We start from the raw sequence: 26,445 nt of genomic DNA, 5'->3' as shown, positions 1-26,445 counted from the left end.
CTATATAAGGTGTGAGAAAAAGCCCATATTTATAGCATGAATCATATAAGTTTGCCTTTAATAGTAGCACGCTCAATCATACAAAGCAATGAAATCTTACTCCGTAACGGCGTCAAATTCATTTGATAAATCAGTTTCAGGTAACTTCAGAACTTCTAAGTATAAAATATGGTGACCATCTAATTCTTTTGCAATAAATTCATAACCTTGCTCCTGAATGCTGTCTCCTTCGACTGCATCGAAGCGTTTTGTCATAAACCAACCACCGATAGTATCAATATCATCATCTTCTATGTCAGTACCTAGCATATCATTCACATTTTCAAGAAGCATTTTGGCATCTAAAATAAAATGATTATCTGCAATTTCTTGTACTTCCGGGATTTCATCTTCGTCGAATTCATCTTGAATATCGCCGACAATCTCCTCAATAATATCTTCAATCGTCACTAAACCAGATGTTCCGCCATATTCATCCATTAAAATGGCCATATGAATACGTTCACGTTGAATTTTGAGTAATAAATCGTTAATTTGCGTTGTTTCCATCACTCGAATGATAGGCTGCATATAGTCAATAACTGGTTTATCCCCATTTTTCGAGTCTTTAATGTAAGCGGTTAATAAATGTTTCATATTAACTAGACCAATAATATGGTCTTTATCGCCGTCAATAATCGGGTAACGAGTATATTGCTCAACACCCATTAAATCAAATACTTCTTTTATAGTCAGTTCTTTTTCAATGCCAACAATCTCTGTTCGAGGAACCATTATTTCCTTGGCAAGGCGATCTGAGAACTCAAAAATACTATTTACATATTCATATTCTGCGTTATTAATTTCTCCACCCTTTAAACTATCCGATAAAATCATACGTAGTTCTTCCTCTGTATGAGCTACTTCTGATTCTGACATCATTTTTAAGCCGAAAAGGCCAGTTAAGCCACGGGCAGATCCGTTTAATAACTTTATGACTGGATACGTAATGTTGTGGAATAAAATTAAAGCGCCAGAAAAGTTTAATGTGACAAATTCTGCTTTTTGGATGGCTAATGTTTTTGGCGCCAATTCCCCAATAACAACATGCATAAACGTAACGATTGAGAATGCAAGTATAAATGAAAGGATAGATGTTATACTACCATTCAAATTTAGAAATTCAAACACTGGGTGCAAAATAATTTCGAATGTAGGTTCACCTAACCAACCTAAACCGAGTGCAGTAATGGTAATACCTAACTGACATGCAGATAAGTACTCATCTAAATCTGAAACAACACGTTTTGCATTTTTCGCTTTCTTATGCCCTTCTGCGAGCAATTGATCGATACGTGTAGTTCTCACTTTAACGATTGCAAATTCTGTTGCAACGAAAAATCCTGTCATTATAATTAGTAGGGCGAATGCCGCCAACCTAATGGTTATCTCCAATATGTCTCCGTCCAAATAATTCCTTTGTTCCCGCCCAAATGAGGGAAGTAAACAAAGTGTACACCTCCTATGATTTAAAAAATTGTTGGATGTTTCAATAATAAGTTATTTAAAAGAAAAACACAAATATTGACAACAACTTTTTCAGTTGATTTTCAATCCCGTTTAAAAAAATAGGTAGAATCAAAAGTAAAGTAATTGTCAACGCCATTGCAATATGCTAATTTAAAATTGAGCAAAGATAGTTTGTTTAGGGAAAGAAGCATTTTGCATCTCATATAATACGACACGTCAAAAATCTCAAGAGTGCGTTTACTTGCGGATTTTTTTAAATGAATTATTTTGTATAGCTAAAGGAGAGACTCGATAATTAATTGGGACTTTCCTTTTTTTTGTGAAAAAAACTTAGAAGGAGCAGTCTCACATGTGACTGCTCCTTCTAAGTTTATTCCTGTTGGAAACGTAATTTTAAACATGCCTTCTCCACATCATGAAAGGATTCTTTTAAAGGTAAATCACCCGTAAATGGTGCTATAGATACTGGTGCCTTTTCCGTAATACCTTGCTGAGTCAACATATAATTTTTACCGTTATAAGTAAAGTACATTGTTTTAATTGATTTTTTACCAAAAGTGCTAGCAGAAGAGTCAAAGAAACCTTTTAGTTGACTACAATATTCATTATAGAAATCGCCATTAATACCCGAAATGGCTTCAAATTTTTTAATATCTAAATTACCAGCTTCGTCAGCTAATTCGAATATTTTTGCGGAAAATTCTGAAAAGAATTCTTTTACTTTTACACGTATTAATGCTTTTGAATGATAACTGTTTAAGTCATCTGAAAGCGTGACTTTACTCATTGAAATGGCCCCCTGCATAAAAAACATATACTATTTAATTGCTAACCTTAATGTATAAGAAATATATAGGAATTTCAACATGTATCAACATAATTAGCATAAAGGACGTGCTATATATAGTAAATATAGGTATTTTTATGTGGGAGGTAAGCGAAAAAATTACTATAGTTTTTAATCATATACATGGAATAGCATTAACTCATGAATCATTTTTTTAACATCCTCTTCGTTTGGTGGTGTTGGTCCCGTCCATTGAATAGTGCCATCTTTTAAATATTCAGCAGAGTAGCGTTCACGTTGATAAAAAAATGCAATAGTCCACCCTGGAAGTTGGGTATTTTCAAATAATGGCTTAAAACTAAAATGCTGAATCATCATAAAACCTCATTTCTATAATATGTAGTTCATATTATTCAAGGATAATGGTAATTTTGCAACTATTCACGTTTATGCTCAAATCTAAAGGGGGTATTTCTTTCGTTGGAAATCATTGCTCTGCTATAATAAGTGCAGAAGGCGACAAGAAACGCCAATCGTGAATACAACTGAAATGAGAGGATACTAATGGACAATTTTATAGTGACATTACTTTTTATGGCAATTATAGGCGCAGCAATCGGAGGCGTTACCAATCACCTAGCCATTAAAATGCTTTTTCGTCCACATAACGCAATTTATATTAAAAACTGGCGCGTTCCATTTACACCTGGTCTTATTCCAAAACGACGTGACGAATTAGCAAAACAGCTTGGTCTTACCGTTGTAAATTATTTATTAACTCCTGAAACATTTAGAAAGAAATTTTTCTCGAAGGATATTCAAGAGAAGGTTGAACAGTTTGTGCAAACGAAAGTAGAGGAAACCATCTTTACAAATGATAAAACCATTCAAGATTGGTTAAATATTGCGGGGTTTTCTCATATGCCAGCTACGATTGAGCAGAAAGTTGAAGCAATTGTTGAGGGACAATTTGCATCAGTGAAGAATACACTATCAACAAAATCAATTCGTACACTGCTATCGTCAGATATGCAGGATACTCTTGATGCCAAGATTCCTGTAGCAGTCAGTCATATACTAGAAAAAGGCGAGGATTACTTTTTATCACCTGAAGGTGAAATGACAATTAAAGCAATGATTGATGATTTCTTATCATCAAAAGGATCATTTGGTGGTATGATCAATATGTTTTTAGGTGATTCATCGTCCCTTGTAGGAAAAGTTCAACGTGAGCTCGTAAAATTTTTACAAGCTCCGGGCACGTCAACATTATTAACAAAAATATTTACGCAAGAATGGGAAAAATTAAAAGATCGACCAGCGATGGACTTTTTACAAGACATGCAGTTTGATCCGATTTTATCGAAATTACAAATGTATGTAAAAGAACAATTAGCTGTCGCCGAACGTTTAAATCAACCTATTTCTTATTATTGGCCTGAAGGAAACGAATGGATGAAAAATTCGGTCATTCCACAAGCAATTGACAAAGCTTTTGTCAAAGCAGAGGAAAAACTAGAAGATGTACTTAAACGTTTAAATTTACAAGAAGTTGTTCGTGAGCAAGTGGATTCTTTCCCTGTTGAGAAATTAGAGGAACTTGTATTAGGTATTTCAAAACGTGAATTTAAAATGATTACCGTATTAGGTGCAGTTCTTGGTGGATTGATTGGAATTGTGCAAGGTTTAATTGTTAATTTTATTTAAAAAGGAGATTGTATAAATGGTTAATATTTATAATGACATTAATGCACTAGAGGCAACTTTCCGTAAGACCCCAGAGTTTGAGGCTTTACAAGCGGCGGTTGAAGTTGTAAAGAGTGATGAAGAGGCGTTAAATGTCTTTAAAAACTTCCGTAAAATTCAAATTGAATTACAAAAGAAACAATTAGCTGGAGAGGAATTATTGGAGGATGAACTTGTTTATGCTCAAAAGGCATCTCAGCTTGTACAGCAAAATGAAAAGATTTCAGCTATGCTTGAGGCAGAAATGAAATTAAGTAAAGTGATTGAGGAAGTAAATCGTATTTTAATAAAGCCAATTCAAGGCCTATATGAGGATATTCAATAAATCATTCATATAGTAAGGAATAATTGTCTGAGGAATTGCACATATACAAGTAAGAGGAAAACGTGTATCCGCTAATCGGAGCACGTTTTTACTTTATATACACCAGTCGATTGTATTGGAGGTTTTATCTATGTATGTATTCATTGAATGGACCTATAAAACACCGAAAGGAGCCACAACTGTTTTACGTTCAGAAGAGATGCCTACAGCGCAAGCGCTATTACTAGCAGAGGATATGGAAAAGACCGGAAGAGTCAAGTCCATTCATTGCTTGGATCGTCAAGATACAAGTTGGACAATAAAAGAACTCAAAGCCTATCTAAAAGAAATAGATACAGAGCCGCATAATATCATTGTCTATTTCGATGGAGGCTTTGATCGGGGGACAAGACAGGCAGGGCTTGGATGTGCTATTTACTATGAACAAAATGGCAAGGCTTATCGTTTAAGAAGAAATGCTTTTTCATCCGAGCTTACATCTAATAATGAAGCAGAGTATGCTGCGCTTTATTTAGGTGTAGTAGAGCTAGAATTGCTAAATGTCCATCATCTACCTGTCCAAATTAAAGGCGACTCCCAAGTAGTTATCAACCAATTAAGGGGGGAATGGGCAGCATTAGAAAAGGATTTAGTAGGTTGGGCAGATAAGATTGATGCCAAATTAGCACAGCTTACTATTCAACCGGACTACCAGCTAATCACTCGCAAGGACAATTCAGAAGCAGACCGTCTTGCTACCCAAGCATTAAATGGAATAGATATTACAGGTTTGAGTGAACTCGTAAAAGAATAAATGTAAGAGGTGTCAGTAGTTACTGTCACCTCTTTTTTAAATTCTCTATAGGTGATGAAACTTTTTCCCCATTGAAACTACTACTCCTATGAACCCAAACAATAAGGAGAGATATTTTATGTATATGAAAAAATTAGCACCTGTAGCTTTGTCTGCATTATTAATGGGGAGTGTTATGATACCTGTTGCTTCGGCAAATGAGCAAAAAGATGAAGTTGAAATTCCACAAATTCAAATTGATCCAGTACACATTTTCAATCAAACACATGGAACAGTTGAAGATGTTCGCGTTGGTAAAGACATTACATATTACACTGTTAAAGACGGAGAGCAAACAAATATACTAGAAATTACAAAAGATACTCTTGTGTATGATAATACTGGTAAAAAAGTAGAGCTTAAAGAAGGCGATCAGGTAGTGGCGTATACCTTTGCAAATAAACCACAAAAATATATCTATCCACCGCAATTCAATCCAGAGATTATTATTGTAGATTCAAAAGAAGTTGGGTTTGTAGAAGTGGATTATTTCTTTGATGACTTAACAAACACATATGATATTTTAAAATTAAATATCGGTAAAGAAACAGAGCTAGTCAACGCAAAAGGTAAAAAAGTAACATCAAAAGATTTAGTAGAAAAGCATTTAGCTGTTTTCTATACAGCATCTACTAAAAGTATTCCTGCACAAACAACACCATCGAAAGTAATTGTTCTAGACGACAATTCTGAAATTTCTTTAAGTCCAATAGATGAGGAAATTAATACGATCATTGCCACGGATTATTATATGGTAGCTGAAACAACAATGGTGCCTTTACGTAGCATTGCAGAAAAGCTTGGCTTTCAAGTAGAATCAAAAGGTAAAACGGTTATTCTAACGAAGGGCAATGAATCTTATACAATCACACGTGGTGAAAAAGCGTTTGGTTACAACAAATCATTACGCACTTTGTCAGTAGCACCCTCTTTGAAAGATACGAAAACTTATGTCCCTGTTGAATTCATTGAAGAATATTTGAAATAAATTTGAAACTAGTATGCCAACTTTTTGTGGCATACTAGTTTTATGTTCAAGAGACTATTTTGGAAGAATTAAAAGTCGGATATCTTTTTACGAATTGTTGCAGGCAATACTTGAAAGACACGGTATTCATAAAGTTATTAGCTAATATCATTTCATCTGAATACAATAAAAGCTGCTGGAAGTGCTGTTTAACAAATGCCCTAGCTTTCTCATAGTGCTTGTTGATAGAAATAGCTCCATACATGTCTTGTTGGTCAATGATGTAGATAAAGTCACAAATCACATTATGTGTCCCATACTTAAATAATACAGTGACATATAATGTTTTTTCATCACATCGCGCTAAGTCAAAATGGTGGAATGCTACCTCTACTTGATGAATAAAACTCGAAATGAATGGACGTTTATTATTTTTTAAAAGAAACACTATCAACACCACCTTTTGTAAAAATTATAATGATAAAAAATTAGTTTGTCTATATATAGACTGAATATTCTGTTTTTTGTAATTCCCTATTGTTACTTTGCTTAAAGTCATATAAATTTGTTAAACTTAAGTCTGCAATATATATGGAATAAGAAAAGAAGAGAGCGAAACAATATGAAAATGATTCACATAGATCAAAAATATCCCGAAGATTGGATTCGCGTATTAAATCATATAGCGAATTTATTTTTTGAGGATTCCAAGCTGCGAGTGGAGCCGGAGGAAGCAGATATGTCGGTTTCATTTACGTACGACGTTGAAGAGAATTTTACTATTTCTACAAAAGCAATATTAACTGTAGATGGACAACAATATACAAATAATTACAGCATCCAATATGAATCAGCTGCAACGGGTCGTGAACTCAATATACGTATGAAACGAGCATTATCTCATGTATTTTTAGATGTTCTCGAGCAGCATACAGGGGTACACCAGCAATGGGGGATTTTAACAGGAGTTCGTCCGACTAAGCTCTATCACAAGTTTAGAAAAGAAGGAAAAGGGGAGCAAGAAATTGCTGAGCTATTAATTCGAGATTTTCGCCTGTCTGAGGAAAAGGTGGCACTTTTAAAAGATATCGTGGAACGACAATTAGTAACCATTCCAGATATTGATCAAATTGGGCAAGAGATTAGTGTATATATCGGCATTCCATTTTGTCCAACAAAATGTGCCTATTGTACGTTTCCAGCCTATGCGATAGGAAGTAACCGTAAGCAAGGTCGTGTAAATACATTTTTAGATGGCTTGCATATTGAATTACGCGAAATGGGGAAATGGCTCAAAAACAATAATATGAAGATCACGTCTATTTATTGGGGAGGCGGTACACCAACTTCCATTGAAGCAGATGAAATGGATGCCTTATACCAGACGATGTATGAATCTTTCCCAAATCCTGAAACAATTCGAGAGATTACAGTTGAAGCAGGAAGGCCAGATACGATTACACCGGAAAAATTAGAAGTTCTTAAAAAATGGGGAATTGATCGTATTAGTGTAAATCCACAATCTTATACAGATGAAACGTTAAAGGCAATTGGTCGTCATCATACAGTTCAAGAAACAATCGATAAATTTTGGCTTGCTCGTGAATCAGGGATGAACAATATAAATATGGACCTCATTATTGGTTTACCAAATGAAGGTATTGAAGAATTCCAGCATTCGTTAGTGGAGTCAGCTAAGATGCAGCCTGAGTCATTGACTGTCCATACATTATCATTTAAACGTGCATCTGAAATGACTCGCAATAAAGATAAATATAAAGTGGCGGATCGTGATACAGTTGCTGAAATGATGCAAATGGCACAAGATTGGACAAAGGAAAATGACTATGTTCCATATTATTTATATCGCCAAAAAAATATTTTAGGTAATCTTGAAAATGTTGGCTATAGTAAAGCTGGTGAAGAGAGTATTTATAATATTGTAATTATGGAAGAAGTACAGACAATCTTAGGGGTTGGTTGTGGGGCATCTTCTAAATTTGTTCATCCTGAAACAGGAAAAATCACGCAATTCCACAATCCAAAGGATCCTGCCGCCTATATTATGACCTTTGAAGAGGCTATCGGGAAAAAAATTGAGTTTTTAGATGAGTTATACAAAATATAAAATAAAGGCGGTCTGAGTTATTCAGATCGCCTTTATTTTATAAAGTTCTTAATGTACACGCCATTTGCAATATAACAGCATCTTCAAAATATTGTGGGTCATAGCCAGTTAACTCTCTTATTTTATTTAATCGATAAGTAAGTGTATGGCGATGAATATTTAGTTGCTGTGCACAAAGCTTTAACTGTAAATTGCAGTCAAAAAAGGATTGTAATGTTTCCAATTGTTTTGCGTTGATATTTTTTAGTATTCGGTGATGGAAGGCTTGTACCTCCTCTGATTCACGATGTTTAAAAAGAGAAAATAACTCTACATCTTCGAAAAAGGTAATCTCGTTATGGATGGTAGCAAATTCAAGTGCTGTTCTAGCTCCCTGATAGCTATAGGGAAGTTGCGAAAGTTGCTGCACAACAGGACCAATACCAATTTGTAAGGAAGGAAGTTTTTGTTTTTTCTTTCTTAAAGCTTTTATAATGGATTGATAGTTTTGTTCCTGGCGATATGTTAGCAGTATATAATACTCCTGTAATTGGCTATGTCCAGCTAGAATAGGCTGTCTATAAAATAAATCTTCAAAAAAGAATGGCATCCTATTTTCTAAATAAGATGTTTCATGTAAACTCACTAAAATAACTTGGAAGGGTGCTATTAGTGAAAAGGGTAATTTCTGAATTCGTTTATTTAAAGTAGCATCAAGCTTACTTCCATGAACGAGTGCCTCGAATATGTAGTCATTATTCTTCCGTTGCCACTCGCTTTTAGACTCGACGAGTGCTTGATGTGTCATGATCTCTGTCGTTAATTGAACAAGATTGGCGATTTCAAGCATTTCTTCTGAATTTCCAGTTATACCAATAACACCTACAACTTCATCCTGATACAGGATAGGCATATTAATGCCAGGCTTTGTATTTGGATACAATTCTATATTATCCTCATTAATAATCAACGTTTTTTTGTTTGTGCTACGTAAACTGCACCTTCGTGAATATCCTCCACCCTCATCTTATCTCCAGAAGCTAAAATAACACCAGTAGGGCTAATGACATTAATATTGTGACGTAAGCGTAACATTGTTTGATGTACGATTTCATCTGCTAATTTTTTGGTCAACATGTTTATACACCTCGGATAAAAAACAGTCTGTTATAGGACAGATAAATTGTACATTTATTATAATGTTTTCTGAATTTATTGTCATTATAATAATTTGTAAGCGCTTAACTAAGGAATTTGAAAATTTACGTAAGTGTCAATAGGCGACATAAGTGGAGGTATTGTATGAAAGTCATTATTAGTCCAGATTCCTTCAAGGGTACTCTATCGGCAGTTGAAGTAGCGAAATCCATGCAGCAAGGCATTCTGGATGTAAATCCATCAATAGAAACTATTATTCTACCGGTTGCAGATGGTGGCGAGGGGACACTTGATTCACTTATTGCCTCTACGGGTGGTCAGTATTTTTCAACGGAAGTGCTAGATCCAATAGGAAGAGACATACAAGCACAGTATGGTGTATTGGGTGATAAAGAAACATGCGTGATTGAAATGGCTCAGGCATCTGGCATCATGTTGCTACAAGACCATGAGAAAAACCCTGAATTTGCTACAACGTATGGTACTGGCCAATTAATTAAGGCGGCACTCGACCGAGGCTTTAGAAAATTTATTATCGGTATTGGTGGAAGTGCCACAAATGATGCAGGGATTGGCATGCTCAAGGCATTAGGTGTGCGATTTATAAAGGAAGATGGCTCAGATTTAGAGGATGGTATTTCGAGTTTAATGGAATTAACTGCAATAGATATAAGTGGACTTGATGAAAGATTGATAGGAGCGATATTTACCATTGCCTGTGATGTGGATAATCCATTCATTGGTGAACGAGGAGCAACAGCTATATTTGGCCCTCAAAAAGGTGTGCAGGACTATCAAATTACACATTTTGATAACTGCTTAAAGCATTTTGCAGATATCATCGAGCAACAGTTTGCTATTCGATTGCACGATTATCAAGGAGCGGGAGCTGCAGGAGGATTAGGTGGCGCGTTAATCGCATTTTTAAACGGGACATTTCATGCAGGAATTGATATTGTCATAGATGCTGTCCAGTTACAGGATCACTTAGCAGCCGCACAGTTGGTAATAACGGGTGAAGGGAAGTCGGATCTCCAAACATTACATGGTAAGGCTCCATTAGGGGTTGCTAAAGCGGCTGCTTTAGCACATGTAGAGGCAGTTTTATTGTCGGGAGACATTGATAGTATGGCTAAACCTGCACTTCAAAAGTATTTTAGTGTTGTGGAGACATTAGTAGATGAGGAGATTACTACTGAGCAGGCAATGCGAGAATCCGCTTATTTTATTCGTTTAAAAACTAAGCAAATCTTTGAGCTTTACATACAAAAGGGGGATGACTAGATGTTATTCATCATTATTTTACTAGGGGTATTGTTTGTTGTATGGGGCACGGCCAAATTAAAGCTACATCCTTTTCTGGCGTTATTAATTAGCGCCTTCTTCGTTGGAATTGCTTCGGGAATGCCACTATTAACAGTGGTAGAAAGTATTAACACTGGCTTCGGTGGTCTAATGACGAGCATTGGCTTAGTAATTATCGCTGGAACAATTATAGGTTTAATTTTAGAGAAATCAGGCGCTGCCTATCGAATGGCAGAAGTAGTTTTACGCATCGTTGGTCCAAAACGTCCACAACTTGCGATGTCTTTAATTGGTTACATCGTATCTATCCCAGTATTTTGTGATTCAGGTTTTATTATTTTATCGAGTTTGCAAAAATCATTAGCAAAACGGGCTAATGTAACGATTGCATCCATGGCTGTAGCTTTAGCGACGGGGTTATTTGCAACACATGTATTAGTACCCCCTACACCAGGTCCCATCGCAGCAGCTGGAAATATTGGGGCGGCCAATTATTTAGGGACAGTTATTGTCATTGGTTTATTAGTAGCGATACCTGCTACATTTGTAGGCTATATGTGGTCAGTGAAAGTTGCAACCAAAATTCGTGTACCCCAAGATGAGGTAGAGGCATTAGATTATGAGGAAGTCATTAAATCCTTTGGCAAAATGCCTTCAACATTTAAAGCCTTTTTACCAATCGTTCTACCTATTGTTTTAATTGGTCTTGGCTCAATAGCATCGTTAGCGGGTGATCCCGAATCAACATTCAATACGATTTTTAAGTTTTTAGGTTCGCCAACAGTAGCATTATTTTTAGGTGTAGCAGCTGCCTTTTTATTATTGCCTGAAATTAGTGAAACGACCTTAACGGGCTGGATTGGTGAAAGTTTAAAAGAAGCCGCGCCTATTTTACTTATTACAGGAGCAGGTGGTTCGTTTGGAACAGTTATTAAAAATGCTGGTGTTGGAGAAATACTACAGGAAATGGACTTGGGGATGTTTGCATCAGGTACTTTGTTCTTGCTAGTACCGTTTATAGTAGCAGCTGCCTTAAAAACTGCTCAAGGATCTTCGACGACAGCGCTTGTCATTACGTCTACTTTAGTAGCACCAATGCTCGTGACACTTGGCATTGAGGGCGCTGTCCCATTAGCATTAGTAGTAATGGCCATTGGAGCTGGTGCAATGACGGTTAGCCATGTGAACGACAGTTTCTTCTGGGTAATTACACAGTATAGTGGAATGGAAGTAACTCAAGCTTATAAGGCACAAACCGTTGCTACATTACTACAGGGCATTGTCACAATCATGATTACAATGGTTTTATGGTGGATATTTGTTTAAAGTACAAGGAGGGCTGCCCCATGGGAAGCTCTCTTTTTTGTATAATAGAAAAATAGAAAGGAAGTTAGTAACATGAGAAAATTAATAGTAGTACTCCTTTGCATTTTTTTATTAGCAGGCTGTACAGAAGCAATTAAGACACAGCGGGTGCCTGTAACGGCTGGCGATGAAATGCGAGTTCATTTTATGGATGTGGGACAAGGGGATTCCATATTAATTGAATCGCCAAATGGGAAAACCATGCTTATTGACGCTGGTGTGAAAGGTGCAGGACAACAGGTAGTTTCTTATTTAAAGGAACTTGGTGTGAACAAACTTGATAAGGTAGTGGCGACACATCCCGATGCTGACCATATTGGTGGGCTCATTCCAGTGTTACATGCAATCCCTATTGAGCAATTTTATGATTCGGGCAAAGTACATACTTCTCAAACTTTTGAAGAAATGCTGATGGCGATTGATGAAAAAAACATACCTTATTATGTGCCGAAAACAGGAGATTTTATTGAATTTGATAAGGATGTAACGGTGAAGGTTTTAAATGCAAATGAACATGCAACCGATAATAATGACGCTTCCATTGTCTTAAAAGTGGTTTATGGCAATGTATCCTTTTTATTAACGGGAGATGCTGGCATAGCATTAGAGAAGGAAATGATGTCAAATGATGTAACAGCTACTGTTCTGAAGGCAGGGCATCATGGTTCTAATACCAGTAGCTCAGAAGATTTCATTCGTGCAGTGAAGCCAGAAGTCACTATATTAAGCTATGGTGAAGATAATAAATATGGACATCCACATGCAGAAGTAGTAAATCGATTGCAAGCTATTGGTAGTAACATCTATGCCACTGCGGATTTAGGAACGATTACAGTGGCAACAAATGGGGTAAACTACACGGTGAATGGAAAGAGGGCTGTAACTCAAAAAAAACCATCCACGGTTGAACCAACAACTGCTGTTGAGATTGTCAGCAAAGATTTAGTGACAGAAATTGTAGGCATTAAAAATAACGGTCAACAAGCTGTTTCGTTAAACGATTGGCAGCTCATTTCTCTGGAAGGAGATCAAGTCTTTAATTTTCCTAATCTATCCTTACAACCTGGTAAAATTATTTATGTTACTAGCGGGGCTAATGCTCGTGAAGGGGATAATTATTTAAAATGGACCACTAAACAGATTTGGTTAAATGATGGAGATGCTGCGCAATTACGGAATGAGAAAGGGGAACTTGTTAGTGAGCTCGACTAAATATACTTTAGATCGGATTGAAGACGGTTATGCTGTTTTTTTAAAGTATCCTGAGGAAGAAGAACAAATTATTATTTTACAGTCAGCTTTGAACAAGCCTGTGCTTGTTGGGGATCGTGTACAGATAGAAGAAATAGATGGCATGTACCATATTGAGATTTTAAGAGAAGAAACGGAACAAAAAAGAGCCGATATCCAGAATTTAATGGACCGTTTACGTCATAAAAACAAATAATAAATGATAAGCTGTGGAAGTTACCCGCAGCTTGTTTTTTTGATTGAGCAATGTCCTGTCCATCAGCCTTCTTTGGATAGATGTTTAGGTGTAAGGGATTTGAGAGGAATTGGACATAATTTGTTATCCTAAATATTTTGAAAATATGCTAAAATAATAGTATTAATCAGGAGCTAGGAGCGTACGGACAAAATGTCGATAAACACTATTATTTTTGATTTAGATGATACATTACTATGGGATAAAAAATCAGTAAAAACTGCTTTTGAAAAAACATGTGACTATGCTGCTACGATACATAATGTGAATTCTGCAGAGCTAGAAGAAGCAGTTCGTCAAGAGGCTCGTGCGTTATACGAAGGCTATGAAACGTATGACTATACGGTATTAATTGGTATCAATCCTTTCGAAGGTCTATGGGGAACATTTGATGACCCTACTGAATCCTTTCAAGCCATGAAGAGGCTTGTACCGGGCTATCGTGCGGCAGCATGGACAAAAGGTTTAAGCGCTCTTGGTATAGAGGATGCAAAATTCGGAGCAGAGCTAGGAGAACGCTTTGTAGCTGAGCGCAAAGCATCACCATTTTTATATGAAGATACATTTACTGTGTTAGACGAATTGAAAGGGAAGTACCAGCTTGTTTTACTTACCAATGGTGCACCTAGTCTGCAAAATTTAAAGCTAGAAATTACGCCTGAAATAGCGCCGTATTTTGATCATATTATTATCTCAGGAGACTTTGGAAAAGGTAAGCCAGACGCTTCTATTTTTGAGCATGTGATGGAGAAAACAGGCATTACAGCGGATGATGCCATTATGGTTGGCGATAATCTCAATACTGATATTTTAGGCTCTTCTCGCGTAGGAATGCGAAACGTATGGATTAACCGCGATAATAATATGGCCAATGGAGCTGTGACACCAACCTATGAGATTAGCTCTTTAACAGACCTAGTAAAACTTGTGAAACAGCTTTAAAAAAATGTACTGCACCTTCAAGGATGCAGTACATTTTTTTGTAGAAATATTAAAAAGGCAGACCATGCCTGCGAAGTTCGTCAGATTACCCTTCATAAAAGTATTAATTACCAAAAAAGCAGAGAGTAGGAAACCCTCTGCTTTTCACTTTACATATTATAGATTGATGGCTTTTACTTCATCAATATTTTCAAGCTGTGCCACAAATGCTAAATCCTCATTTGTTACAACGTTATCTATTGTTAACATCATAACCGCTGTTCCGCCAACTTGGGCACGGCCAACTTGCATGGTTGCGATGTTGATATCTTTTTCCGCAAGTTTAGTTGCTACACGGCCGATTGCACCTGGTTTGTCAGTATTTTTAATGTAAAGAAGATGACCCTGTGGAATAACGTCTACAACATAGTCCTCTACTTTGACGATACGTGCACCTAAGCCGTTTAATAATGTACCAGCTACAGTGTGTGTTTCATTCGCAGTAATAATTTCGATGGTAATTAAACTTGTAAAGCCCTTAGCTGTTGTCGTTTTATGCTCAATAATTTTCATACCAATACGCTCAGACAGGTAGCGAGCATTGACATCATTCACATGATTACCGTGATTTTTAGCTAATAAACCTTTTAATGCATTTGAAGTTAATGGACGGACATCATAGTTGGCTACTTCCCCAGCATAAGATAAGTTGATTTCTTTTACGGGCTCTGTTGTTACTTGTGATAAGAATGAGCCGAGTTTTTCCGCTAATTCAAAGAAAGGTTCAACTTGTGCTAGAAGTTCTTTCGGAATAGATGGCATATTCACTGGATTTGTCACAGTACCTGTTTTATAAAATTTAATAATATCATTTGACACATCAACAGCTACAGACTCTTGTGCCTCAATCGTAGACGCACCCAAGTGAGGTGTAGCAATTACTTGAGGTAAAGTAAGAAGCTTATGGTCTGTCGCTGGTTCAGATACGAATACATCCAGGGCAGCACCAGCAACTTTTCCTGCTACGATAGCATCATATAGGTCATCCTCATTAATAATACCGCCACGCGCACAGTTAATGATACGTACGCCATCTTTCATCATCGCAAATTTTTCTTTATTAATGAGATTACGTGTTTCAGGAAGAAGTGGTGTGTGTACAGTAATGAAATCGGCTGCTTCACAAATTTCTTCCACTGACGCCTTTGTGACACCTAATTCTTTTGCACGCTCATCAGTTAAGAAAGGGTCATATGCCATAACATTCATACGTTGACCTTTTGCGCGGTAAGCTACTTCAACACCGATTCGACCAAAGCCTACAACACCTAAAGTTTTGTTTTTTAGCTCTACTCCCACATAAGATTTACGGTCCCATTTCCCATTTTTTAGTGTATTAAAAGCTTGTGGAATGTGACGTGCAAGTGATGTCATCATGGCAATTGTATGTTCAGCGGCTGAGTTTGTGTTACCATCCGGAGCATTAACAACGATAATACCATGCTCAGTGGCAGCAGTAAGGTCAATATTATCGACACCTACACCAGCACGACCGATTAATTTTAAGCTTTTTGCGGCTTCAATTACTTCTCGTGTCACAGTAGTTTGTGAACGAACAAGTAACACATCTACATCTGCAATTTTAGTCATTAATTCTTCTGGTTCTAGACCAGTGTCTACGATAATATTTAAATCTAAATCTTGTTCCTGGCGTAATGGGAAAATACCATCCTCACTTAGTGGGTCAGCGATAAATACGTTAATTGTTTTTGTGGCAGTAATCATTATAATTAGCTCCTTTTAATAAATAGTAATTGTGGTTTTAACTACGACAGTCTGGAATTTGTAAAATTCTAACATCTTACAGCATGCAAACAATCTCCTTTCCGAATCGAAAGCAATATAAAAAGCCTTCCACGCCTTACAAACACAGTTATTGTGTTGTAAGGGGCGAAAGGCTGTATAAACATTGGTTCGCGGTACCACCCTTAATCACTGCTAGAAAAATTTATTCTTGCAGTCTTAGCAATATGCGTAACGTGCATGAGACGGATAAGCTTACTTAGATGGTTCGGCTTAACTATTCAGGAGTGGAACTATTATCGTAGAAATCACTGATTTACACCAACCATCAGCTCGCTTTGGATTTTCTTACGACTAGTGTGTCTCCGTCGTTATATTTTTTATGATTAAATTTGTTAACATCATAATCCCTATTGTTCACCTTTGTCAACAATAATTCTAAAAAAACTAAAAAAACATGACTTCAAAAGTCTGAAAAATACTTATATACGAACAATTTATATATATAAAGTGTATAATGTTCGTCTTTATGGAGCGCACAATGAAAGCGCTAACGATATTTGTAAATACTGATTTTATCAAGCTTCCATGAAGTTTATTGCGAAAATATTATATGGTAATTATATGGAATGAGTGAAGTGTTCTAAATTAGAACTGGATCGTTTTATGAAAGAAGACGAACGTTTTACGTTGTCACATTTTAGACAAACCTTTGATTTTTAGAAGGTAAATAGACTAGTAGAGAAGAATTTAAAGTAAGGATGATTGATTTGGGGGTGTAGTAATGAAATACGATGTTGCAATAGTTGGTGCTGGACTGGCAGGCTTAGTGGCAGCCTGCGAGTTAGTCGATGCAAAGAAAAAAATACTTTTAGTAGATCAAGAGCCTGAAAATTCAATGGGGGGACAGGCATTTTGGTCTTTTGGTGGCATATTTTTGGTAAATTCTCCTGAACAAAGAAGGCTCGGCATTAAGGATAGTAAGGAGTTGGCATGGCAGGATTGGCTAGGGACAGCAGGTTTTGATCGTTTAGAAGATGAGGATTCCTGGGCATACAAATGGGCGAGGGCCTACGTCGATTTTGCTGCGGGTGAAAAATATCATTGGTTGAAGTCAAAGGGTATTAAATTTTTCCCTGTTGTTGGTTGGGCAGAACGGGGTGGCTCACATGCTGGTGGACACGGGAATTCAGTGCCGAGGTTTCATATTGTATGGGGAACAGGTCCAGGCATTGTCAAGCCATTTGTGGATAAAGTTAAAAAGGCAATAAAAGATGGCTATATTGAGTTTAAACCACGACATCGTGTGGATGAATTTATTCAACAAGATGGAAAGATTATGGGGATAAGTGGCACAGTACTAGCAGAAACCTTTATCAGTCGAGGGGAAAAAAGTTCAAGATTAGGAGTCGGAGAATTTTCGTATGAGGCTGCAGCCGTTATTGTGGCAAGTGGTGGTATCGGGGCCAATTTTGATTTAGTGAGAAAAAATTGGCCAGAACGATTAGGGACCCCTCCTAAAAATATGGTCTGTGGTGTTCCTGCATATGTAGATGGAAGAATGCTTGAAATTACAGAGCATGCAGGGGGACGTATTGTGAATCGTGATCGTATGTGGCATTACACAGAAGGATTAAAAAATTGGGATCCGATTTGGCCTAATCATGGAATACGAATTTTGCCAGGCCCCTCCTCTTTATGGTTTGATGCAGAAGGTAACCGATTTCATGCGCCTAATTTCCCTGGATTCGATACGCTCAGTACACTAGAAACGATTCAAAAAACAGGCTATGACTATTCCTGGTTTATTTTAACAGAAAAAATTATTGAGAAAGAATTTGCTTTATCTGGCTCGGAGCAAAATCCGGATTTAACAAACAAAAGCATTGGTGATGTTTTAAAAAGGATCATGCCCGGACCACCTGCTCCAATCCAAGCCTTTAAAAATCATGGTGAGGATTTTGTGATTGCAAATGATTTAAGAGAACTAGTAAATGGAATGAATAAACTAGCAGGCAATGATTTACTCGATTTCATGAAAATTAAAGAGCAAATTTTAGCGAGGGATCGAGAAATGGATAATAAGTTTACAAAAGATATACAGGTGAACGCCATTCATGGTGCCAGAAATTATATTGGGGATAAGCTAATCCGTGTTGCCAAGCCACATAAAATTTTAGATACTAAAAATTGGCCTTTAATTGCGGTACGATTAAATATTTTAACAAGAAAAACCTTAGGGGGCTTACAAACAAACTTAAATGGAGCAGTATTAGGGATGGATGGTCAGCCTATTCCAGGACTATTTGCTGCTGGTGAAGTAAGCGGCTTCGGGGGCGGTGGTGTTCATGGCTACCGCGCTTTAGAAGGTACGTTTGTTGGTGGCTGTTTATTTAGTGGTAGGCAGGTAGGGCGTTTTTTAGCAGAAGTGTAATGCCAGTGCAAAAAGAGCATCGTTATAAACGATGCTCTTTTTGTCACCAAGTAATAATGACAGCGATTATGATTTTGCGTTTTGGACAACTGCAATTCTAGCGATTTGTTCTTCGATTTGATGAACCGTCCAGCCATGCTCCTCCACGAAGAAGTTACGTTTGGCACGACGGCATTCATCAGAGCAGCTGCGCATATAAAAGGCTTCATGCTTTTCTTCACATAGCATTAATTTATGGCATTCAGGGTTTGCACAGTTCGTATAACGTTCGGAAGGTTCACCTGTGAAATAATCTTTTCCGATAACGATATGCTCCACTTGATTGATTGGCACACTGCGACGACGATCAAAAACAAACATTTGCCCATCCCAAAGTTGCCCCTTTACTTCAGAATCTTTTGCGTATGTGGCAATTCCACCATGTAATTGACCAACACTTTTTCCATAGCCCTCACGTTTTAACCAACCAGAGAATTTTTCACAGCGTATTCCACCTGTACAGTAAGTTAAAATCTTTTTATCAGCGAATTCTTCTTTATGTGTTTCCATCCATGCTGGCAAGTCGCGGAAATTTTCAATATCAGGTCGAACCGCGCCTCTAAAATGGCCAAGATCGTATTCATAGTCATTACGTGCATCGATAATAATAGTATTCTCTTCTTGCATTTGTTCCATAAATTCCTTAGGAGATAAATAATCCCCTGTTATCTCTAAAGGATTGATATCATTTTCTAAGCCTAAGTGAACGATCTCGCGGCGAGGGCGAACGTGCATTTTTTTGAAAGCGTGTCCTTCAGCTTCATCAATTTTCCACATGATATCACTAAATCGAGGGTCAGCCTTCATATGATTCATGTAAGCATCTGTTTGTTCAATAGTCCCCGAAACCGTTCCGTTAATCCCTTCGTGACCAACTAAAATGCGGCCAAGAAGTCCGAGTTCTTGACATACTGCTAAATGTTCTTCAGCAAATGCTATAGGGTCTTCAATCGTAACATATTTATAATAAAGTAATATACGATAGTCTTTTTGTGTCAAAATACGTAACCACCTTTATAACAATATTCGTCCTTTAATATAGCATAATGAAGGTAAATTTGTTTAGCAGAGAAGGAGTTTACTAAAAAAACACGAATAGTACATAGTGAATGACTATTCATATTTGGGGGTAATGGAGATGGAATTTTCAACAATTACTGTAGAAAAGCTAGATCGACGTGCAACGTTAACTTTGAATCGTCCTCAGGCGATGAATGCGATGGATGACGTTATGATGCGAGAACTCGCTGAATGCTTTGAGGCTTTGCAACAGGAAAAAGATATACAAGTACTTGTTATTCGTGGAGAAGGGAAGGTCTTTTCTGCTGGAGGCGATATTAAGGCGATGCTTGATTCAACTAAGCCTTTAAATATTGATGAGGCGATGGGTTATCTTACACGCATCGTTAAGGCCTATTATCAGCTACCAATGATAGTCATTGCGGCAGTTCATGGCGCATCGGCAGGTCTTGGCTTTAGTTTAACACTGGGGGCGGATATTGTTGTGGCCTGTGAAAATAGTAAACTAGCTATGAACTTCATAGGGATAGGACTGATTCCAGATGGAGGTGGTCACTTCTTTATGAAGGAACGTGTGGGGACTGTTAAAGCAAAACAAATGATTTGGGAAGGGAAGGTGCTTACTGCAAATGAAGCATTAGATGCAGGATTAATCGACTATATGGCACCAGATGGCACTGTATTTGCAATGGCAGATCAGCTTGTGGGTAAAATGCTTGCTTCACCTATTTCTTCTATGATTACGACAAAAAACATTTTACATGCTCAAAATTTACCACAGCTGGAAAATATCCTTGCACTAGAAGCAGAAGGACAATCAACAATGCGTAAAACGACAGATCATATAGAAGGTATTCATGCTTTTGTAGAGAAAAGAACACCTGTCTTTGTAGGAAAATAAAAATAAGAAAAGGCATGTAGATATCCTACGTGCCTTTTCTCAATTATTAAACATGGAATAAAATTAATTTACCTGAAGCATTTACTAGACGATGAGTTTTGTTGGCAACACCTTTTTCTTCAATTTGTTGTTGGCCATTTAATTTAGCAGCTTCGTCATTTTCAAATGTCCATGTTTCATCAAACAATGTTTCCCCTGTTTTTTCGAAAGCTGTGAAACGATAGTTCTCCATACAAACCCCACCCTTTTATTTAAATATATATCTATTATACATAGAAGATTTATAAACTTCACGGTAAAACTAGTAAACTATTTGATGAATTACGAAAATTGTGGAAAAAGTAAGTCGACGCTTTTTTTTAAGCACTACCATTTTTCATAAATAGGGAAGTATGATAAAATAGAACAAATATTCGGTTTTGTAATCATATATGACTGCTTTGGTTGATAGTTTGTAGTAACTAACTGAGGTGGGAAATATCTATAGTTGGGGTGATTGGATGTCAGAAATTCGTTTTTTTCATATGGCAGATTTACATTTGGATAGTCCATTTAAGGGCTTATTTGGCTTACCTGAACACATTTTAAAGGAAATTCGATCAAGTACCTTTGATGCTTTTGATAAAATTATTCAGAAGGCAATTCAGGAGCAGCCAGACTTTTTATTAATTGTCGGAGATATTTATGATGGTGAAAATCGCAGTTTACAAGCCCAAAGAAAATTTCAAGATGCAATGGAGAAACTTTTTCAACACAATATTCCTGTAATTATTAGCTACGGGAATCATGATCATTTAAAAGGAACTTGGACACGTTTTTCTTTACCAAGTAATGTTTATGAATTACCGGCTGAAACAAGTGTTGTCCAGTTGAAAATCCGTGGTAAGCAAGTCTGTATATACGGCTTCAGCTATAGTGAACGCCACCTGAAGGAGTCTGTTATTGATACGTTTCCAATCGCTCAAGATTCTCATGCAATTCATATTGGCATGTTGCATGGCAGTGAGGCTAGTGATACGTCACATGCTTTGTATGCGCCATTTACCAAACAGCAACTGCTTGAAAAGAATTATCATTATTGGGCGCTAGGGCATATTCATAAACGACAACTGTTACATGAAAACCCTCCTATAGTTTATCCAGGCAATATTCAAAGTCGTCATCGTAAAGAACAAGGAATAAAAGGTTGCTATGATGTAACTTTATCTCAAACAGCATGTGAATTAGATTTTATTCCTACCTCCGCTATTGTTTATACCACGATAGAGGTGGATTGTACAAATATCGTTCATGCTAATGAATTACTTAAAAGATGTGAAGAAGCAATTGCTGTCAATCGTACTTCATGGGGAGCGGCGGTAGTTGAGCTTTATTTAAAAAATATTGATGAGCAAACAGAAGCATTGTTTGAGCATGCGACGGTGGACACTTGGCTGGATACCATTCGAGAGGCAGAAGAGGGTATTGAGCCAATGTGTTGGGTACAAAAAATGGTGTTACAAAAACCTTCGATTCATGGTGAATATTCTGCTGCTACGCAGTCAGTCGTAAGTTTAATGGAGCAATGGGATAGTAATGACTGGAAGGATATACTAAAAGACTTATACCAGTATGCTGGTGGCGCTCGGCTGATTGAGCCTTTATCTGAAAAGGATATAAAGAATCTAACGCACAATGCACAGTCACTATTGGCGGAAGAAATTCAAAGGGCGTGATGCACATGCTAACAATCAAAAAACTACAAATTTATGGCTTTGGTAAGCATGAAAACGTGACGATTCCCTTAAATGAAGGCGTTACAATTTTTTATGGATTAAATGAGGCAGGAAAAACAACGATTCAGCAATTTGTTTTACAAATGCTCTTTGGCTTTCCAACAAGGCAGCAGACACAACGCAAATATGAACCAAAAGCATCGACGAAATTCGGTGGTCAGCTGACACTATTACACCCTATTTATGGTTCATGCATTATTGAGCGTGTGAAAGGCAAGGCTGCAGGTGATGTTACTGTTTATCTTGAAGATGGTACAACAGGACAGGAGGAGCTGTTAGCTAAGCTTTTATATGGCTATTCTAGAGCATCCTTTGAATCCATTTTTTCCTTTTCATTGCATGAGCTTCAGGGCATTGAAAAAATGTCTGAGGAGGAACTAACACATCTTCTCCTCTCCTCTGGTACAACAGGTATCCAGCACTTGTCTGCTCTTGAGAAAAAAATGGATAAAGAGGCCAATGAGCTATTTAAGAAGACAGGTAAAGTTCCAGTAATCAATCAAAAAATTGAGCAGTTAAAGCAACTCGAGCGAATGATTAGACACGAGCAAGGTAAGATCCAAACATTTGAGGATAAATTACAACAATTGCAACTTCTTGAGCAAAACCTTGAGAAACTTTATGCCACTCAAAAAAAGCAACAACAACAATGGCAATACTTAACGGTTCAAAAGCAGGCCTTGCCTCTTATCAAGCAACAACAGATGTTGCAGCAAGCATTAGGTAATGATCCGCATGTTCAATTTCCAGCAGAAGGTGTAAGACGATATGAACAAGTAAAGGACCGACTTTTACATGAAAATCAGCAGTTGCTGCAATTAAAAGAACAATATCAATTGCTACAGGACAAAGTGCTCGCGACAGTGAATGAGCAAACTGTAAATGAAATGGGCCGCCTTATGCAAAAAGAGGCAACATGGCATCAGCTGATCGTGAAGGAGAAAAACTTACGGGATGATCTCTTTATGCTTGAGCAAGAAATAGATGCACAGTTTCGTTTATTAGGTGTGCAAGAAAAAGAGGCACAGAACATTCTTCTTGGAGAAACAGTATCCTTACAGCAGGAACAGCAATTTCAACAGCAATTAAAAAGGCTGGAGGAGGCGGAGGATGAGCTAAAGTTTCATTTGCATTCGCTAGAGCAAATCCATCAAGCATTAGATGCCATAACGCAACAAAAGCAAAGGCTAAAGCAGGAGTCATTAACAAAGGAAGAAGAACATATTTTAGCACAGTGGCCTCAACAAAAGCGGAGGCTAGAGCAATTGCGTGCTGCCAAATCGCAACGGACTAAACAAAGGCAGCCTAATTATTTTTCCTGGATGATTTTATTAATTGGTTTATTATCATTTGTTTATGGGATATTACAAAAAAATGTGGCAGTGGCCATTATTGGTGCTATTTTGACCATCATAACCATTTGGTTGATAAAGTTTGTTAGACCAGCAACGGAGACGTCCGATAAAGTAAATAGTCACCTCTTACGACAATTAGAGCAGGATGAAATGACTGTACAAACTATACTCCTAAAGAAACAAAGATTGGAGGATCGTTGGTTACATGTCCATGAACAGCAAAGTGAGAAGGAGCAACAATATGCTCAATTGGAATATAAAATTCAACAAGCGGAGCTGGAGAGTGAAGAAACTACGCAGTCATTGCAGCAATTTTTAAAACGCTATCGATTACAAGGTACGATAGCTAGAACGTTAATGCCCGAATTATTTATGCGTATACGAAGTGTTCAAGAATTGGCGGTTAAAAGGGAGGGCTCAATAAGCCTTTTGCAAGAAGTTCAGGATGAAAAGAACAGCCTTTATGAACAGCTTCAACTAGTATTAAATGAAAATTATAATGAACATGAAATATATATGTATCTACGAACAGCCTATCTGGACGCACAGCAACAGCAACAGCAAGTGCAGCAAGCACAAGCTCAGCTAGCTGACATCAAGATTAAGCTACAAAGTGGACAAACACGAATAGATCGTTATACAGCTGATATGATGCAGCTATTGAACGAAGCGGAGGTGCAAAACGAGCAAGCTTTTTATGAGAGATATGAGCAATTTGAGCATCAAAGAAAAATAATGACAGAGCTTCAAACGGTTCAGGCTCAAATAGCCTCGTTGGATTTATCTGAAAATGTTGGTTTAAAAGAGGACTCTGTTATCGAGGATATGCGGGTTTTAGAGCAGGAGCAAGCTTCTTTGCAAATGGATATAGACCGATGTCTTGAACATCGTGCTGCATTGCAAATTGAAAAAGAACAGCTATTAAATGATGAAAAATATGGCCAACTACTTCAAGAGTTTGAGCAGGAAAAATCGGAGTTACAGCAAATGATTGAGCATTGGGCAACGAAAAAGGCTGTGGCGACTGCTATTCATGAAACATTATTTCGTCTTCGGGAAGAAAAATTACCACATGTTTTATCGAAGGTTAATGCAATATTCCAATTACTTACAGGAGGGCGCTACGTTCAACTTACGATTCACGACGAAGGCTACTTTATGGCGCAAGATGTGGCGGGAATCCGTTATCAAATGGTTGAATTATCGCAGGCAACTAAGGAGCAAGCCTACATTGCATTACGTCTGGCACTTGCACAAACGTTGATAACCTCTGCGCCATTCCCGATTATTATGGACGATCCGTTTGTCCATTTTGATCGAAACCGTACAGACAAAATGGTACAATTAATGAAAGAAGTAGGATATGAACGTCAAATTTTATATTTTACTTGCCATGATGAAATGCTCAAACATTGGCCAAAAGAGCAAATTATAGATGTAGGAGCACTAGCAAATGAAAGGGGAGTGGCGTCAACATGAAAGGAATTACAACGCTTCAGGTTGGAGAATCAGTGGATCAATATTTATTAATTAAACAAGCGACAAAAGGAGTTACTACTGTTGGGAAGCCATTTATGTCGCTAATATTACAAGATAAAAGTGGAGATATTGAGGCTAAGCTTTGGGATACAAATGAAGATCATGAAAAGATGTATCATGCTGAAGCCATTGTACGTGTCGGTGGAGAAATTCACGACTATAGAGGGAAAAATCAATTGCGTATCAAAGCTATTCGTGTGGCAAAGCCAGAAGAAGGAGTTGCCATTCATGATTTAGTACCCTCCTCTGCAACACCAAAGGAACAACTTTTTGAAGAATTAAATCAATTTTTCTTTGATATTAAAAATCCAAATATTTCACGTATTACGAGAGCGGCCATTAAAAAACACCAGGATGCCATTTTAGTGTTCCCAGCGGCTACTAAAAATCATCATGATTATGCTTCTGGCTTATTAGATCATATGGTGTCTATGCTAAAACTAGGTAAGGCCATTGCTGATTTATATCCGACTCTTAATCGAGATCTATTATATGCAGGTATTATTTTGCACGATATTGGAAAAGTGGTGGAACTGTCTGGACCAGTTGCCACGACGTACACAGTGGAGGGAAACCTTTTAGGACATATTACGATAATGGTGAATGAAATTGCTAAGATTGCTAATGAACTAGAAATTGAAGGTGAAGAAGTGATGCTTTTGCAGCATATGGTTTTATCTCACCATGGCAAAGAAGAGTGGGGTAGTCCGAAAAAGCCGATGGTTCAAGAAGCAGAAATTTTACATTATATTGATAACATCGATGCTAAGATGAATATGCTAACTAGAGCATTAGGTAAAACAGCACCTGGTGAATTTACAGAGCGACTATTCCCTCTGGATAATCGATCATTTTATAAGCCAACATTTTAATCTTTCAACACATTATTTGTGAAATTTTTGTTTCAAAATAACTGGATGAGCGAGCTTTTATATAAGTCTATCTATATATCTGTGGAATTTCAGTACCTATCCATTGTACCAGTACTGTATTTATTTTAGAATATAGGAAGAATTTATAGGAATGGGGAAAAACAATGGATAAAGAGGGACTTGTTTCACTAAAATAAAA

23 protein-coding genes, 1 pseudogene and 1 other annotated feature are annotated in these 26,445 nt (G+C 37.2%); of the genes and pseudogenes, 15 read left to right on the top strand and 9 right to left on the bottom strand.

The window, feature by feature from the left end:
* Positions 1 to 96 precede the first annotated feature (96 nt).
* From ACE1MS_RS18970 to ACE1MS_RS18960, 3 genes are all read right to left on the bottom strand, one after another.
* The gene (locus ACE1MS_RS18970) at positions 97 to 1,416 is read right to left on the bottom strand and encodes a hemolysin family protein (RefSeq protein ID WP_031418246.1); all 1,320 of its coding nucleotides are present in this window, start codon (positions 1,414 to 1,416) and stop codon (positions 97 to 99) included.
* A 463-nt stretch (positions 1,417 to 1,879) separates the two neighbouring features.
* On the bottom strand, positions 1,880 to 2,296 hold the full coding sequence (locus ACE1MS_RS18965) for a hypothetical protein (protein ID WP_036160476.1): 417 nt from the start codon (positions 2,294 to 2,296) through the stop codon (positions 1,880 to 1,882).
* A gap of 171 nt (positions 2,297 to 2,467) precedes the next feature.
* A complete protein-coding gene (locus tag ACE1MS_RS18960) occupies positions 2,468 to 2,671 on the bottom strand; it encodes a YheE family protein (protein ID WP_031418249.1) in 204 nt (67 codons plus the stop codon).
* 189 nt (positions 2,672 to 2,860) lie between these two features.
* On the opposite strand from ACE1MS_RS18960, the gene ACE1MS_RS18955 reads away from it, so the two are divergent.
* From ACE1MS_RS18955 to ACE1MS_RS18940, 4 genes are all read left to right on the top strand, one after another.
* Positions 2,861 to 4,003 (top strand): DUF445 domain-containing protein, encoded by a 1,143-nt coding sequence (locus ACE1MS_RS18955; RefSeq protein WP_012292160.1) that lies wholly within the window; start codon positions 2,861 to 2,863, stop codon positions 4,001 to 4,003.
* Between the two features lie 16 nt (positions 4,004 to 4,019).
* Positions 4,020 to 4,367 carry a YlbF family regulator gene (locus ACE1MS_RS18950; RefSeq protein ID WP_012292161.1) on the top strand — a complete coding sequence of 116 codons (348 nt, stop codon included), beginning with the start codon at positions 4,020 to 4,022 and terminating at the stop codon, positions 4,365 to 4,367.
* Between the two features lie 130 nt (positions 4,368 to 4,497).
* Positions 4,498 to 5,160, top strand: coding sequence for a ribonuclease H family protein (locus ACE1MS_RS18945; RefSeq protein ID WP_198695339.1), 663 nt, complete (start codon positions 4,498 to 4,500; stop codon positions 5,158 to 5,160).
* Positions 5,161 to 5,278: 118 nt separating this feature from the next.
* Positions 5,279 to 6,187: a copper amine oxidase N-terminal domain-containing protein gene (locus ACE1MS_RS18940; RefSeq protein WP_031418253.1), complete on the top strand. Its 909-nt coding sequence runs from the start codon at positions 5,279 to 5,281 to the stop codon at positions 6,185 to 6,187.
* A gap of 46 nt (positions 6,188 to 6,233) precedes the next feature.
* Here the strand turns inward: ACE1MS_RS18940 and ACE1MS_RS18935 are convergent, their stop codons facing one another.
* Positions 6,234 to 6,614 (bottom strand): hypothetical protein, encoded by a 381-nt coding sequence (locus tag ACE1MS_RS18935; protein WP_012292164.1) that lies wholly within the window; start codon positions 6,612 to 6,614, stop codon positions 6,234 to 6,236.
* 174 nt (positions 6,615 to 6,788) lie between these two features.
* Between ACE1MS_RS18935 and ACE1MS_RS18930 the strand changes: the two genes are divergently transcribed.
* Positions 6,789 to 8,294: a coproporphyrinogen III oxidase gene (locus tag ACE1MS_RS18930; RefSeq protein WP_012292165.1), complete on the top strand. Its 1,506-nt coding sequence runs from the start codon at positions 6,789 to 6,791 to the stop codon at positions 8,292 to 8,294.
* Positions 8,295 to 8,331: 37 nt separating this feature from the next.
* Here the strand turns inward: ACE1MS_RS18930 and ACE1MS_RS18925 are convergent, their stop codons facing one another.
* Complete coding sequence (locus ACE1MS_RS18925; protein WP_447402974.1) at positions 8,332 to 9,081, bottom strand: PucR family transcriptional regulator; 750 nt, start codon at positions 9,079 to 9,081, stop codon at positions 8,332 to 8,334.
* Positions 9,073 to 9,368, bottom strand: a pseudogene (locus ACE1MS_RS18920) (sugar diacid recognition domain-containing protein); the annotation flags it as partial. The gene ACE1MS_RS18925 and the pseudogene ACE1MS_RS18920, both read right to left, overlap by 9 nt.
* A 207-nt stretch (positions 9,369 to 9,575) precedes the next feature.
* Here ACE1MS_RS18920 and ACE1MS_RS18915 point away from each other — a divergent pair.
* From ACE1MS_RS18915 to ACE1MS_RS18895, 5 genes are all read left to right on the top strand, one after another.
* Entirely contained in the window at positions 9,576 to 10,715 is a 1,140-nt protein-coding gene (locus tag ACE1MS_RS18915) for a glycerate kinase (RefSeq protein WP_099806327.1), read from the top strand.
* Positions 10,716 to 12,062 carry a GntP family permease gene (locus ACE1MS_RS18910; RefSeq protein ID WP_012292168.1) on the top strand — a complete coding sequence of 449 codons (1,347 nt, stop codon included), beginning with the start codon at positions 10,716 to 10,718 and terminating at the stop codon, positions 12,060 to 12,062. It abuts the gene before it with no gap.
* A gap of 72 nt (positions 12,063 to 12,134) precedes the next feature.
* Positions 12,135 to 13,313 (top strand): MBL fold metallo-hydrolase, encoded by a 1,179-nt coding sequence (locus ACE1MS_RS18905; RefSeq protein WP_198695337.1) that lies wholly within the window; start codon positions 12,135 to 12,137, stop codon positions 13,311 to 13,313.
* Positions 13,300 to 13,548: a DUF3006 domain-containing protein gene (locus ACE1MS_RS18900; RefSeq protein WP_012292170.1), complete on the top strand. Its 249-nt coding sequence runs from the start codon at positions 13,300 to 13,302 to the stop codon at positions 13,546 to 13,548. Before ACE1MS_RS18905 ends, ACE1MS_RS18900 begins: the two co-directional genes overlap by 14 nt.
* 192 nt (positions 13,549 to 13,740) lie before the next feature.
* Entirely contained in the window at positions 13,741 to 14,529 is a 789-nt protein-coding gene (locus tag ACE1MS_RS18895) for an HAD family hydrolase (protein ID WP_036165461.1), read from the top strand.
* Between the two features lie 156 nt (positions 14,530 to 14,685).
* Here the strand turns inward: ACE1MS_RS18895 and serA are convergent, their stop codons facing one another.
* Positions 14,686 to 16,293, bottom strand: coding sequence for a phosphoglycerate dehydrogenase (gene serA / locus ACE1MS_RS18890; protein ID WP_036165464.1), 1,608 nt, complete (start codon positions 16,291 to 16,293; stop codon positions 14,686 to 14,688).
* A gap of 158 nt (positions 16,294 to 16,451) precedes the next feature.
* Positions 16,452 to 16,692 (bottom strand) — a binding site (T-box leader).
* Between the two features lie 403 nt (positions 16,693 to 17,095).
* Between serA and ACE1MS_RS18885 the strand changes: the two genes are divergently transcribed.
* On the top strand, positions 17,096 to 18,745 hold the full coding sequence (locus ACE1MS_RS18885) for an FAD-binding dehydrogenase (RefSeq protein WP_036165467.1): 1,650 nt from the start codon (positions 17,096 to 17,098) through the stop codon (positions 18,743 to 18,745).
* A 66-nt stretch (positions 18,746 to 18,811) separates the two neighbouring features.
* On the opposite strand, the gene trhO is transcribed toward ACE1MS_RS18885, so the two are convergent.
* Positions 18,812 to 19,783 carry an oxygen-dependent tRNA uridine(34) hydroxylase TrhO gene (gene trhO, locus ACE1MS_RS18880; protein WP_031418266.1) on the bottom strand — a complete coding sequence of 324 codons (972 nt, stop codon included), beginning with the start codon at positions 19,781 to 19,783 and terminating at the stop codon, positions 18,812 to 18,814.
* Positions 19,784 to 19,922: 139 nt separating this feature from the next.
* On the opposite strand from trhO, the gene ACE1MS_RS18875 reads away from it, so the two are divergent.
* Positions 19,923 to 20,705: an enoyl-CoA hydratase gene (locus ACE1MS_RS18875; protein ID WP_036165470.1), complete on the top strand. Its 783-nt coding sequence runs from the start codon at positions 19,923 to 19,925 to the stop codon at positions 20,703 to 20,705.
* A gap of 46 nt (positions 20,706 to 20,751) precedes the next feature.
* On the opposite strand, the gene ACE1MS_RS18870 is transcribed toward ACE1MS_RS18875, so the two are convergent.
* Positions 20,752 to 20,937 (bottom strand): YhzD family protein, encoded by a 186-nt coding sequence (locus ACE1MS_RS18870; RefSeq protein ID WP_008173354.1) that lies wholly within the window; start codon positions 20,935 to 20,937, stop codon positions 20,752 to 20,754.
* A gap of 268 nt (positions 20,938 to 21,205) precedes the next feature.
* On the opposite strand from ACE1MS_RS18870, the gene ACE1MS_RS18865 reads away from it, so the two are divergent.
* From ACE1MS_RS18865 to yhaM, 3 genes are read left to right on the top strand one after another with little or no spacing between them, the layout of a single operon-like run.
* Complete coding sequence (locus tag ACE1MS_RS18865) at positions 21,206 to 22,420, top strand: metallophosphoesterase family protein (protein WP_099806330.1); 1,215 nt, start codon at positions 21,206 to 21,208, stop codon at positions 22,418 to 22,420.
* Positions 22,421 to 22,425: 5 nt separating this feature from the next.
* Positions 22,426 to 25,314: an AAA family ATPase gene (locus ACE1MS_RS18860; RefSeq protein ID WP_447402559.1), complete on the top strand. Its 2,889-nt coding sequence runs from the start codon at positions 22,426 to 22,428 to the stop codon at positions 25,312 to 25,314.
* A complete protein-coding gene (yhaM, locus tag ACE1MS_RS18855; RefSeq protein ID WP_036165476.1) occupies positions 25,311 to 26,246 on the top strand; it encodes a 3'-5' exoribonuclease YhaM in 936 nt (311 codons plus the stop codon). Before ACE1MS_RS18860 ends, yhaM begins: the two co-directional genes overlap by 4 nt.
* Positions 26,247 to 26,445: the final 199 nt, after the last annotated feature.

Source organism: Lysinibacillus sp. fkY74-1 (assembly GCF_053165895.1).
This window is presented reverse-complemented; position numbering and strand designations above follow the sequence as displayed.

What these genes read in the sequence shown, in the direction of transcription:
- ACE1MS_RS18965 (WP_036160476.1), bottom strand. Translation starts at nt 2,296, where the DNA reads ATGAGTAAAGTCACGCTTTCAGATGACTTAAACAGTTATCATTCAAAA.
- ACE1MS_RS18960 (WP_031418249.1), bottom strand. Translation starts at nt 2,671, where the DNA reads ATGATTCAGCATTTTAGTTTTAAGCCATTATTTGAAAATACCCAACTT.
- ACE1MS_RS18955 (WP_012292160.1), top strand. Translation starts at nt 2,861, where the DNA reads ATGGACAATTTTATAGTGACATTACTTTTTATGGCAATTATAGGCGCA.
- ACE1MS_RS18950 (WP_012292161.1), top strand. Translation starts at nt 4,020, where the DNA reads ATGGTTAATATTTATAATGACATTAATGCACTAGAGGCAACTTTCCGT.
- ACE1MS_RS18945 (WP_198695339.1), top strand. Translation starts at nt 4,498, where the DNA reads ATGTATGTATTCATTGAATGGACCTATAAAACACCGAAAGGAGCCACA.
- ACE1MS_RS18940 (WP_031418253.1), top strand. Translation starts at nt 5,279, where the DNA reads ATGTATATGAAAAAATTAGCACCTGTAGCTTTGTCTGCATTATTAATG.
- ACE1MS_RS18930 (WP_012292165.1), top strand. Translation starts at nt 6,789, where the DNA reads ATGAAAATGATTCACATAGATCAAAAATATCCCGAAGATTGGATTCGC.
- ACE1MS_RS18925 (WP_447402974.1), bottom strand. Translation starts at nt 9,081, where the DNA reads ATGACACATCAAGCACTCGTCGAGTCTAAAAGCGAGTGGCAACGGAAG.
- ACE1MS_RS18915 (WP_099806327.1), top strand. Translation starts at nt 9,576, where the DNA reads ATGAAAGTCATTATTAGTCCAGATTCCTTCAAGGGTACTCTATCGGCA.
- ACE1MS_RS18910 (WP_012292168.1), top strand. Translation starts at nt 10,716, where the DNA reads ATGTTATTCATCATTATTTTACTAGGGGTATTGTTTGTTGTATGGGGC.
- ACE1MS_RS18905 (WP_198695337.1), top strand. Translation starts at nt 12,135, where the DNA reads ATGAGAAAATTAATAGTAGTACTCCTTTGCATTTTTTTATTAGCAGGC.
- ACE1MS_RS18895 (WP_036165461.1), top strand. Translation starts at nt 13,741, where the DNA reads ATGTCGATAAACACTATTATTTTTGATTTAGATGATACATTACTATGG.
- serA (WP_036165464.1), bottom strand. Translation starts at nt 16,293, where the DNA reads ATGATTACTGCCACAAAAACAATTAACGTATTTATCGCTGACCCACTA.
- ACE1MS_RS18885 (WP_036165467.1), top strand. Translation starts at nt 17,096, where the DNA reads ATGAAATACGATGTTGCAATAGTTGGTGCTGGACTGGCAGGCTTAGTG.
- ACE1MS_RS18875 (WP_036165470.1), top strand. Translation starts at nt 19,923, where the DNA reads ATGGAATTTTCAACAATTACTGTAGAAAAGCTAGATCGACGTGCAACG.
- ACE1MS_RS18870 (WP_008173354.1), bottom strand. Translation starts at nt 20,937, where the DNA reads ATGGAGAACTATCGTTTCACAGCTTTCGAAAAAACAGGGGAAACATTG.
- ACE1MS_RS18865 (WP_099806330.1), top strand. Translation starts at nt 21,206, where the DNA reads ATGTCAGAAATTCGTTTTTTTCATATGGCAGATTTACATTTGGATAGT.
- ACE1MS_RS18860 (WP_447402559.1), top strand. Translation starts at nt 22,426, where the DNA reads ATGCTAACAATCAAAAAACTACAAATTTATGGCTTTGGTAAGCATGAA.
- yhaM (WP_036165476.1), top strand. Translation starts at nt 25,311, where the DNA reads ATGAAAGGAATTACAACGCTTCAGGTTGGAGAATCAGTGGATCAATAT.